Annotated in this window: 5 protein-coding genes; all 5 read right to left on the reverse strand. The window is 34.8% G+C overall.

Annotated features, from left to right (window positions below):
* Positions 1-88: 88 nt before the first annotated feature.
* Positions 89-2062: a RagB/SusD family nutrient uptake outer membrane protein gene (locus OLM54_RS13950; RefSeq protein ID WP_264535198.1), complete on the reverse strand. Its 1974-nt coding sequence runs from the start codon at positions 2060-2062 to the stop codon at positions 89-91.
* A gap of 19 nt (positions 2063-2081) precedes the next feature.
* Positions 2082-5459 (reverse strand): SusC/RagA family TonB-linked outer membrane protein, encoded by a 3378-nt coding sequence (locus OLM54_RS13955; protein ID WP_264535199.1) that lies wholly within the window; start codon positions 5457-5459, stop codon positions 2082-2084.
* 572 nt (positions 5460-6031) lie between these two features.
* Positions 6032-8053 (reverse strand): glycoside hydrolase family 127 protein, encoded by a 2022-nt coding sequence (locus OLM54_RS13960; protein WP_264535200.1) that lies wholly within the window; start codon positions 8051-8053, stop codon positions 6032-6034.
* Between the two features lie 158 nt (positions 8054-8211).
* Positions 8212-10671 carry a polysaccharide lyase family 1 protein gene (locus OLM54_RS13965; protein WP_264535201.1) on the reverse strand — a complete coding sequence of 820 codons (2460 nt, stop codon included), beginning with the start codon at positions 10669-10671 and terminating at the stop codon, positions 8212-8214.
* 18 nt (positions 10672-10689) lie between these two features.
* Positions 10690-13020 (reverse strand): DUF5703 domain-containing protein, encoded by a 2331-nt coding sequence (locus tag OLM54_RS13970; protein ID WP_264535202.1) that lies wholly within the window; start codon positions 13018-13020, stop codon positions 10690-10692.
* Positions 13021-13045 lie beyond the last annotated feature (25 nt).

Consider the following 13045-nt stretch of genomic DNA (forward strand, 5'->3'; position numbering starts at 1 on the left):
AATTCTGTTTAAACAAATCACCTGTATTTTTTTAGAAATACAGGTGATCGGTTTTATAATTCTAAATAATCATTTTTGTGATTAAATTTTATTCTTGATAATTGTAAGTTCCGGCACCTCCGGTGGCATCGTTCCAACCTACTGTTTGCAATAACCAAGGATTAGAGGTTAAAGCAGTTGTATTAAGACCGCTTATATAATAATTTGGATTAAATTTAATTGAAACTGCAGCTCCACTAACATTATCCATAGGTGTAACTAAAGTTGCACGTACAAAATTAGTATTGTAAAATGTTGCCAAAGTTGCCAATTGTGTGTCGAAATTAGCCGCATCCGGATCTGCAACGATTCCTGCACGCAATGTTGCCAATGGATCAGCAGCTGTTGCAGTTGATTTGAATTGCAGGTAATTTCCTGTACGTTGTGTACCATTAATTGGTGCTAATCCTAATTTGCTAACTGTACCTCCACTAAGTCCAGGAAGTGCTGCATTATCATAAAGCATCCATCTTTGAACATCCCAAAAACGTTTTCCTTCGTAAGCTAATTCAACTCTGCGCTCATATAATACAGCTTCGATAGCAGCATATTTATCTACTAATGTTCCTATTCCGTAATTATTTGTTGAAGGAATACCAACACGTGCTCTAATTTTTCCTAAATAAGCTACAGCATTACCTGTTTGTCCTAATGCTGCATAACATTCTGCAATATTTAGTAATAACTCCGCATAACGGTATTCCATAATATCTGTTGGAGAATACTGATAATTAGTTGCATTAGTAGCTGTTGTATTTGTCATTTTACGAACAAATGCAGGACTTGTTGATGTTGTATTAAGGTCATTAAAATAAGCTTTATTGGCATTATCTACCCAACGGTAAGACCAAAGAACTGCGTTTGCATTTTCTTTATATGCCCATTTTTCTCCAGAGAAAGCAAATGTTCTGTAAAATCTTGGATCACGACCAACAAAGAAAGTAAAATCATTATATCCGTTTGCAGCAGTTGGTCTTGAACCATCTTTCATTGGAAATAAATCGATCATTTCTTTAGGAGCCGAAATACCGCCTGTTCCTCCCTGACTTGGTAAACGAATTCCTTTTTCCCAGTTATTGTTTACGTTTAACGTTACGTCAGCATTTGAATTTCCTAAAAGTTGAACAGTAATTGCTTCTCTACACTTCACATTATCAATTAAAAACATAGCATCCCAGTCTTTTATTGTACCTCCGTATAATCCAAAACCATCCGCTGTTAATTGTGTTTCTGCTGCCAGTCCGGCATCTAAAGCTGCTTGCCAGCGTTCATTAGAACCATCCCAATTTTTATTAAATAAAGGGCTTGCAAAGGTTAATAATACTCTTGATTTTTGAGCCAAAGCTGCACCTTTTGTAAAACGTCCGTAATTTGCAGCGTCCCAATTTCCAGGTAACAAACTGGCAGCCATATCTAAATCTGCTAATATTTGCGCTACTACTTCAGATACTTTTGCTCTTGGAAGTTTAATAGCCGGATCATCAACAGATGGGCTCATAACACTTGTAACAATAGGAACACCTCCATAAGTACGCATTAAATCAAAATATTGTATAGCACGCATATAGTACATTTGTCCTTTTGCCTGATCACGGAATGTTTTATCTAAACTTGCTCCTTTTACATCAATATCTGTAAGCAGGTTATTACATTCTCTAATTCTGGTGTAGGCATTATTAATAATACCAGTACCAATTTTAGCACCAAAATAATCTTTTGCTACATCCGGAGTATTAAGAAGTTTACCCGGATTAGTATAATCCTGAACTCCACCTTGTTCTTCTGTCAGTCTGGTATTTGCATCTGTATAAACTCCAATTACAGTTGATGTTGGCGATTTGTAAGCTGCAAAAAAATCAAAGTACTGATTATCAACATAAGCTTGTACGCGTTGCTGACTTTGATAGAATGAATCATCATACTGTCCGATAGGCTTAACCTCATCCAGGAAATTGTCACTGCATGACACACCTAAAACAAGTACAAGCGCTAAAGTTATATATATATTAAATTTTGTTTTCATAATTACAATCGAATTTAGATTAGAATGACATGTTGAAATTAAGTGACCATGATCTAAGTGTAGGATAACCTACAGATGAATTGTCGTACATGTTTCGATAATGATCAGGATAAGGATTATATAAATCCCAAAGGTTATTACCTGTTATACCTAATGATATGTTTTGCACTTTAGTATTAGCGAAAACTTTTTTAGGAATTTCATATGCCACAGTTAAATTTCTAATAAAACAACGGAAAGTGTTCAGCTGCCAAAAATCAGATGGGCTTAATACTCCTGTTTGAGCTAAATTAGGATATTTACCATTTGGATTATCAGCTCCGTACATATCATTCCAGAAAGTTTCACGTGCCCACATGTTATTAGCACTAGAAGTTCCCTGATTAACCAGGTCAACAAAATTTGCTCCTCCCCAAGAAGTTACTATTTGAGTTCTAAAAGAAAAACCGCTATACTTCATACCCAAGTTAGTATTAACAGTATATGTTCTGCTGCTATTTGCTAATTTAGCATAGTCATTTCCTGCAAGAACCTGACCGTTTGGTCCACCAAGAGTTCCATCTGCATTAAGTACACCTGCAAGATCCTGATAAGCTAATGAACCTTTCTGAATTTTAGTAGGGTCCGTTATTCCTAAATAACTTGGAGTACCACCAGCTGCCGTTGCATTTTGAGTTAAATAGTTCCAATAATTTGTAACGTCCTGATCAGTACGCAAGATACCATCTCCTGTCGAAGTTTCGTTCCATGTTTTGAATCCCCATACCGGTTGAAACCCATCTGAATATCCTTCTCTTTTTGTATTATTAGATGGAAGTAAATTTCCCTGATCCGGATATTTTACAATTTTGTTATCTCCATAACTAAAATTCACTCCTACATCATAACTTAATTTAGTATTTATTTTATCACTCCAGTTAACGCTAAGTTCAGATCCCCAAGCATCAACATGTGCATAATTTTGTTCTGCAAATGCTCCACCAACAGAAATTGGTACACCAGTTGCACTACCCATATCTGTTAACATATCTTTTGTTATGTCATAATAGAAATCTGTAGTAATTTGCAATCTGTTACGTAAAAAAGCCATATCTATACCAAAATTATGCTTTAACGTAGAATCCCATTTTGCATCTCTGTTCGGGCTTACTTTAGGAGTTAACCCTCCTACTAGCTGACCTCCATTTGGTCCAAATCCCCAACCTTTATTAACACTAACATCATAATATTGATACCATTTGAAAGGCTGAAGGTTATCTTTTCCTGTTTTACCAATAGAATATCTGAATTTAAGGAAATTTACTCCCGGAAGGGCTTTTTCAAACCATTCTTCTTTAGAAGCTACCCAACCCAATTGAAGTGAAGGAAAAGTTCCCCAATAATTTTCTGGCGCAAACTTAGTAGAAGCATCACTACGGATAAGAAATTGTACTAAATATTTCGATTGATAATTATAATTTAAAGTTCCAAAATACGAAAGTGTCGCATTGTTTCCTTTTAAAGCTGTTGAATTACCTGTATCTGGTTTTCCGGCAGTACGCCAATCTCCTAAGTAATCTTTTGGAGTGTCAAAAAAGGCAACACGGCTACTTTGCCACTCAGATTCAGCTCTTTCACCACCAACCATTGCACTAATTTGATGACTTCCAAAAGTTCTGTTATAATTGGCAAAGAAGTTTGCCTGAGTATTTTTAGAAAAGTTACTATTATAGTATACTCTTGAGTTTCTAACGTTAGTTTCGATAGCATAGTCAATAATACCACCTACTTCTGGATTTTTAATAGTACTACTTGGGTAAGCAGCGCTTGCAAGGTGATTATCCTGCAATTGATAATTTGTGATTCTTGCCAAATCATAAGGCAATTGAATTTGTTCTGAATAAGTAGAGTTTTTAGTTCTTGCAAAACTTGCTTTAAAAGACAAACCTTTAATTGCTTCTACTTTATAATTTAACGAAGCATTTACGTTAAAAGAACCATCATCTGTTGTTTGGTGTGAACCATTATCAAGGTTGGCAAAATAATTCCATCCTGCAATATTATTATTTGCATTTGCACTTCCGAAATTTTTATTTGTATTAGGAAATGGAGACATATAATATTGTTTACCATCAACAGTTGTTTCCCAAGGAATAAACTTTGGCATATGCACCAAGTATCCATAATCTGCCTGCTCACCACCAGCTGCAGATCCGTAACTACCGTCACTGATATTTGCTGATGCTTTTGTAAATGATTTATCAATAAATGCCGTTGTTCCGGAAATAGAAGCAGAAAAATCTAAATTTTTTGCAACTTTTGCATTAATTCCTGTACGATAATTCCACTTGTCATATTTTTGATAACCCATATTCGCATCTTGTGTTAAATAAGTAGCACCTGCAAAATAAGTAATATCTTCACTACCTCCGCTTACATTAAACGAATGTTTTTGTTGAATAGCCGGTTTCCAAGCCTCTTTTAGCCAGTCATAATTTAAACTTTTCATTTGTTCCAATTCTGAAGCAGAAAATAAACTTGCCGGAGCAATCGTTGGGTTTTGAGCCGTTAAATATCTGTTATTAAAAACCCCATATTCATAAGCGCTCATTGTTTTAGTATGACTAACAGCGTCATTAACCACAAATTGGCTGTTGTAACTAAACTTAGCTTTACCAACTTTTCCTCTTTTAGTTTTTACAACAATCGCACCTTGAGATGCACGAGAACCATAAATAGCTGCTGATGCATCTTTTAAAACTGTTATACTTTCAATCTCTGAAGGATCTAATCTGTTAAAAGCATCTAATGTAGCCAGACCAGATGCCGGATCAACCTGAACCATATCATCAATAATAACTAAAGGTATGGTGGAATTTCCATCTTTTGAATAACCAAAAGTCTGACGAATTTTGATAGAACCAGCATCTCCAGGACGCCCAGAACTTGGAGTAACCGTAACACCAGGAAGTAGTCCTTTTAAAGCGTCAGATAAATTAGTTACAGGCAAATCCATTAAATCATCCGGTTTAATAGTTGCAATAGCACCAGTAAGTTCTTTTTTCTTCTGAGTACCATAACCTACAACCACAATGTTGTCCAGCTGATTTGAATCTTCGGTCATTTTTGCATTAACAATTGTACGGCCATCTAAAGGCATCTCCACTTTTCTCATTCCAATGAAAGAAAAAACCAAGCTTCCTCCAGCTTTTACTTTAATAGAATACTTTCCGCTATAATCTGTTGTAACGGTATTTTTTGTAGATTTTTCTGTTACGTTTACACCCGGTATAAGACCTCCGAAGCTGTCAGTAACAGTTCCTGTTACAGTTACGTGGGTTGTAGTTTGAGCATAACTCACTATACTCATCAATGCAAACAAAAGAAAGCTACATCTTTTAATAAGTGCTTGTTTCATAAATGTTTTTGTTTTGGTTAGGTTATTAGATTTAGTCAGTTTTTAAATAAAAAAACATATCTGTATTATGATTGCTTTAACACTTCGTTTTTTAAATGTTAAAAATACATTTATTTATTTGAATCCAAAAATATAACGATTGCGTATTACAAGTGTCCTGCACTATCCTGTATCAATACCATTATCTAAAAAAAAAGTATTAAAAAAAACAATATTAATAAAAATACGAAAGAAAAAATGTAAGTAAAGAAAAAAATAAGGAAAAGGTTTGAACATTAGTAAATATTCAAACCTTTTTCTATAAAAAAATAAAAAATATTCAGAGAATTGATTTAGAAGCTATTTATTTTGTAAAATAGAGTATAGTTTACAATTGAATTTGAAGGAGTTAAACATGCAATTTTGAAATTAAATATTTAAATAAACATTATTAATCTGACTAAAAAACTTACAGGAATTAAAAATATTGTCAGAAGAACAAAATGTTAATTTTATTAAAAAAAAATTATCAAAATTCAGTTTTAAACGTAAATTCTTATTAATAGCATTTTGTAATCGTTTAGTTTTGCCTTTTAATGGGACATCCAAACTGTCATTTCCCCTTTTCCATGATTCCCCCAGGCAAAATATGGGATCAATTTCAGGTTATATACTGCACTTTTAACAGCAGATATTGGCTGATAAAGCTTTTTATCCCATCCAGTATCCTGATCAATGGATGAAGTTGCATTTATAGTCAGTAATTTTCGATTATTTAATTCCGTAAAACTCGTAGTAAATTGAGAATTAGCATTCAAAACAACATCATTAATACTTGTATTTGCAGGAAGCTGATCTGATTCTAAACAATAAACAATCGGGCCTCTTTTTACCGCTATCTGATTTTTAACTTCTTCTACTAATGGATTTGCCTGCATTAATTCGACCGGCATCGGAATATTCAATTCGATAACATCTCCTTTTTTCCATTTCTGGTTTATTTTAGAATAAGTGCCGGAAACAACAGCGTCATTTATTTTCTTATTATTGATTAAAATCTCCGCATTCTGGCTCCATCCCGGAATTCTTAAAAAGAATGCCTGCAGATCTTTTGGGGCTTTTACAATTTTTAGCAGAATCTTTCCATCCCACGGATAATTTGTCTGTTGTTCAATCTCAATTTTCTGACCGTCGGGCATGGTAGTTTTTAAAGAATTACTTCCGTATAAATTAACATATATACCTTCTTTTGAAAAACTGTAAGCATAATTACTAACCTCAGCAATGGTACGCGTAACATTTGGCGCACAACAGTTTGATAATGCAATATAACCTTCCCGCTCTTTACTCCATCTTTGTTTAAAAGGCAAATCTTTAGAAACATTTAAAGGATTATTATAGAAAAATTTTGTTCCTTCAAGACTAATTCCTGAAAGCACACTATTATATAATGCTAATTCAACAATATCGGCATATTTGGCTTCGCCGGTAATTTGCAGCATTCTCCAATTCCATAAAACGTTTCCAATATTGGCGCAGGTTTCTGTATGAGCCGTAGCATTTGGCAATTGAAAAGGGCGACCGTAAGCCTGATGAATTTTTTGAACTACAGTTGGATCATAAGAAGTTCCGTCTGGCGAAACGCCATCGTACAAAGATCCGCAAGCTCCGGTAATATACATTTTTCGATACGTAACATCATCCCAAATAGATTCAAGATTATCCAGTAATTTCTTTTCTCCCGTTTCTGCATATAAATCCGCAACTCCGGCATATAAATAATTCGCTCTTACGGCGTGACCCATTGCGGTGGTTTGCTGTCTAAACGGAATTCTGTCCTGATTATCATCGGTTCCGTCATTTGTGGTTCCTCTAATATCTATAAGATTATTGGCCAATTCTAAATATTTCGGATTTTTGGTGGTACGGTACATTTCGACAATTCCCATATAATGTGACGGACAAATTGCATTTCGAGCCAATTCCGGTGACGCTTTTTTATAGAAATCATACAAATAATCTGCTACGCCTTTTGCAATATCCAGAAAATTGGTTTTTCCGGTAACACGATAATGTATACAGGCAGCCGTCATTAAATGTCCCATATTATATTTCTCGAAACCCAATTGTTTTTTAACTTCTTCCGGACCTAAAGTTCCCCAGCGTTCATCAATTAAAACCGGTGTATGAATATAACCATCCTTACGCTGTACTTTTGCAAAAAGCGCAATCGCTTCGTCCATTTCGGCATCTAATTTCTTGTCTTTTGTTACGGCATAAGTGGCTGCCATTGCTTCAAAAATTTTATAAAAATCACCGTCATGAAAAGATGGTCCTTTAAAAGCTCCTTTTGAAAGACCTGCTGCAATTTCAAAATTTTTATAAGCATGTGAAATCGAATCATTATGATACAAATTCCACATATACGGTAAAGTGCTTTTGGTTTCAACATCAAATTGTTCTTTCCAGAAACCGTCTGTCCATTTTACATCTTCTAAATTCACGCTTTGTAATTTAGAATATGGGCTGTTTGAATTGGCAACCAAACCTTTATTCTGAGCAAAAAATGCTGTTGAAATTAAAAAGGCTGATATTATAATAATGCTCTTTTTCATTGTGCTAATTTTGTAATGATTTGTAACGCGGATGACGCGGATTGCTAAAGCAAAACGCGGATTAAAACGGATTTTTTTTATATGCTAAAATCTGCAAAATCTGCGTGATACTTATTTTTCACGCAGATTTTGCAGATTAGGCAGATTTTATTTTTTTTTTACTTCACAAAGAAATTTATTACTCTGCTCATCGAATCTCCATCTGCATCTTTAACCGTGATTACTACTGAAGCGAATCCTTTTTCTATTGCTGTGAATTGAATGTCTTTTCCTTTTAAAACAACTTGTCCATTTTTAAGATCAGAGAATGTGTAAACAGGCGTTTTCTCATATCCTTTAAAATAATCTGCTGCTGAAAGTTCTTTCTTTTCACCAGAATTGATAAAGAAATGTGGTTGTGCCATCCAGTCTAAATACTCGTCTAATTGTGTAAAACCATCTTTATCAGCATCTAAATTAGTGTCTGCAAAATCTCCGGCTTTCGAATTTTCATTTAATCCTCGTGCAGTTTCCCACCAATTTGGTAATCCGTCATGATCTGTATCCCAATTTTCAGGACGTTTTTCGCTTGCATAATCTCCTAAATCTCCTAAATCTTTTTCAGAATCGATCATTCCGCCTAAACCGCTTTTGTTTCCTTTATAAGTAAACGTTCCTTTTAAAGTTTCCTGAATAATTCTGTTATCATGTTTGTCAAAAAACGGTTCACTCGCTCCAACATCCGAAAGGACATTTTTATATGCAGCCGCTGCACTTTCTGTTTTTACATACGATTCAAAGAACGGTTTATCAACAAAAGTTTCATACTTAACAACTTCATTATGTGAAATTGTAGAAGTTCTTCCTTTCTCCTGGGTTTTCTCATCAAAATATCCCTGCATTATATTTCCATCAAAATAATAACGCTGCATTCCTTTTCCAACACCTTCATGCTGTGCGTTTAAAGCATAAAAATATTTAGTTGAAGCTCCCGGTTTGTAATAATTATTTACAAAATTAACTTCGTTTGCACCTCCGTCAGTTGTTCTTTGTCCCCAGTTATACACCACATTATTTCTAATATCCAATCTTCCTGTGTAATAACCGTCTCCGTTTAAACCACCGCCAATACTCCAGTTTCTTCCGTAATTGTGAGCCAGTAAATTATGGTGAAAACTACCAACATCGCCACCAATTGTAGCTGCGAAACCGTGCATTTTTCCAACTTCATATTTATCATGTCCGGCTACATTTAATGCTTCAGAAATTAAAGTACGCTGTAATGTAATATTATGTGCTCCGCGAGAACTGAAAGATTCATCAATTGTCCAGCTAATAGAACAGTGATCAATAATACTATGATTTGCACCTGTAAGACCCATTCCGTCATACGTTTTTCCGCCGCCAATTCTAACTTTCAAAAATCTTATAATCCCGTCATTTCCGGTTAAACCAACAGGCGCTCTGCTAATCGTAATTCCTTCACCCGGTGCCGTTTGTCCCGCAATCGTGATATATGGATTATTTACTACCAATCGGTCTGTTAATTTTATATTTCCCGAAACATTAAATACAATAGTTTTAGGACCGTTTCCTTCATTTACGGCAGCACGAAAACTACCCGGTCCGCTGTCATCTAAATTTGTAACCTCAACAACACTTCCGCCTCTTCCTCCTACGGCAAAACGTCCGTAACCTTCAGCTCCCCGAAAAGCCAATTGCGCAGGTTTAAATGACCAGACAGTTCCTAATGTTTTGTTTCCTTTTGCATCAACTTCATCAACACGCCAGTAATACGTCGTTAAACTATACAAATTAGAAACCGCATATTTCGTATCAGTCAGTTTTCCTTTAAATTCTGATGACTTTTCATTCGCCTCTGTAATAGTTTTTTTATCTGTTCCAAAGTAAAAATCATGTGCAACAGCATCTCCTGAACCTTTCCAATTCAACATAAATTTTTCTCCAAGAACAACATGTTCATCGCCATTTTCTGGTTTTGGAGAATTCGATTGTTTTTTAAGATTTGGCGTATCGATTTCAAATCCGTTGATGACCATTTGCTGAATTAAATCCGGAGCTTTCGAATCTAATTCAAAACGAATCACAACATTTTTACCTGCCTGAGCCTTAAATTCAATATAAGCTGTTGCTGCATCAATGGCAGAAGTTGCTCTATTACTTTGAACTACAGTTTCTACCAATTTATTGTCTACATAAATTTTTACCGGAGCAAATGTTTTTCCTTCAATTTTATCAAATGTATTATGAAAAGTAAGCAGCGAATGCTCACCTGCTTTTAATCCGCTAATTGCAAGTTCTAAAGTTTTATCAGTTGCCAGACCGTCACTTGTCAATCGACCGTAAAATGGTGCGTTCATCCCCACTTTAAACCATTTCGACGAAAAATTTCCCTTTAATTTGAATGTTACATTATTAAAAGATTTTTCAGCTTCCGTTTGTTCCGTTATTGGCCAGGAACTATAATGCGGGTCACTTACTTCTTCGGCTCTGCGTCCCGAAAAATCAAAATCGACTTTAACAATTTGCTTTTCAGTTGCTTTTCCAGCTGATTGTGCCTGTATGTTTGTTGCTAAAAGCATTGACAAAACTGCAGTACTTAATAATTTCTTGATCATTGTGATTGGTAATAATAGTTAGTTTAATTTTTTCTTTTCTTCTATTGAAATCCCTAACAGATTTATAATGTCTTTTTCTCTTTCCTGAGGAGTCACTTTAATAATTTTAGTCATTCCGTTTTCAAGCTCGGCTTCTATAGTGGTATTTTGAGATGCATGTAATTTAAAATGAACATTCCAGTCTTTTGGCCACGCCGGAAAAAGATAAATCTTGCCGTTTGCTTCCTGCAAAAGCATTTCCTGCATTCCAATCATTCCGGCTCCGCCCCAATTATGATCAGGAACCCAGTCGAAACCCGGACCCCAAAATGCCGAAAATCTTCTTTCAGAATTACTCATTTTTAAAAGATTATATTTTGCAGCTTCTTCGGTTAAACCTAATCTTGCGGCAAAAATATTATCTTGTTTCCAGCCAATATAACTTCTGAATTTTATTGCATCACTATCATATTTCCACGTATTCAAGGCCGTTTCTAAATCTGGTTTTCCAACTCCGTAAATTCCCCACGGAAAAACCGGATACAATTGCGGTACTTCAGAATTATTAATTCGTTCCCATGATTTTGCAGGAACTAATACTTTATGATTTTCAACTGTGCCAAAATTCAAAGGCGGAATTCTGGTTTGAAAACCTTTTAAATATTCCAATTCTTCTTTCGATAATTGTTCTGCTGAAAGGTTTAAAAGCTTTTCTGTAATAACCTGCAAAGCTGCAATCGTACTATTTGAATTATTGGTCATTTTATACGTTTCAGCACCTGAACCGGGAAATAAAATTAATTTTCCATTTCCATCCAATGCTTTTCTGCCTCTTTGTTTGGCGAGATATTGATAATGTTCATCAAAAAAGCGAAGACAGCTTATAATGAATGAATTGTATTTTTGAATATCTTCTTTCGCAAATTCGTTTTGCTGCAACATCATTTGGCAGAATTCAAAAACCGTATCCCATTCATATTCAAGCCAGGCATTATATTCCATTCCCGGATCGTAATCTGCGGGACGTTTCCATTCGTATTCTGCCGGATTTGGTAAACCAAAATTTTCCAGTTGTTCTGTAAAAGCAGCTCCGTTATGATTCCAATACACTTTGCTTCTTAATTCAGCATTTTTTTGTAGACTCAGATAATAATCCAATTGCGATTTCATCATATCAAAATCACCGCTTTTTACCATCGGAAAATAAACCAATCGCTGGTTTTGCGCCGTCATTGTTCCGCCGCCCCAATTTCTAAAATCAGGTGTGAAATTTAAATCGGGATTCGTAAAAACAGGGTCAACAGTAAAAAGTCCGCCGTTAAATTTTGTTGGATATTTTCCGTAAACGTTACATCCCAACATATATCGGAACAATTGATAATTTTGACCAATTTGATATACCGAATCTTTCTCAATCGATTGATTTTTTTGTGTGAAAATAAAACTGCGGTTCCAGAAATCATTCCACCATTTTACAGTGTTTTTTTCTGCTTGTTTTGAAGTATTTTTATTTGATGAAATTTGATTTTTTAAACCGTTTTCCCAAGTTTGAATATCAGATTGACTGGTAAATAAATGAATTTGAAGTTCCTGTTTTTTTGATGGTTTTATACTCGAAAGTGAATATCCCTTAAAATCAGTATTCTGATATTTTCCTTCATAAGTTCTGTCTGACTTCAAATTATTTCCGGACATAAAACCTCCAAAAGTTAAATTCGTCAAAGGATTCATCATTTGATCTTTTACCGATTCCATTTTTTGCTGTTTAACTGCAACATCAAAAACAGTATTCTGCCGATTTTTATGATAGAATTTTACGCCGTTATTTTCAAATGAAATGGAATCTTTATAGGTTATAATTTCGCCTTGCGGTGCCCATTTATGCGAATTGGCATTATTTGCTTTTCCTTTGGAAGGACGATTGATGTGACGCCAGCTTTCATAAGAAGCCGTCATTTTTAAAGCCGTTTTACTTTCTAAATCCAAATGAATTACCGGCTTAAAAACATCAACCCAAAGTTTGATTTGAGTATTATTTTGAGCAATCGAAATATAACCGTCTTTTAAAATCAATTCCTGATGAAAACCTTCATTATCCTTAAACGGATTTGGTGTTAAAGTAACTTTTACGCGGCCTAATTTTAGTAACGTATTATGTTCATCGAAAGTTCCGCTGCGGGAAAAATAGAAATATAAATCTCCTTTTTCGACCCAAACATTTAAACCAATATCTCCTCCGCCCAAAGGCATTGATTCTGACGCATTACTACTTTGCGTATTCCAAACCTGATTATAAGTTGAAAGCACAGGGATTTGCGCTCTTGTGAAAAGCGATATAAAGAGAGAAAATATAATTATTGTATTTTTCACACTTATTTGTTTGGACGTAAAATTA

Origin of the sequence: Flavobacterium sp. N1736 (assembly GCF_025947065.1) — a bacterium.
Classification (GTDB): Bacteria; Bacteroidota; Bacteroidia; order Flavobacteriales; family Flavobacteriaceae; genus Flavobacterium.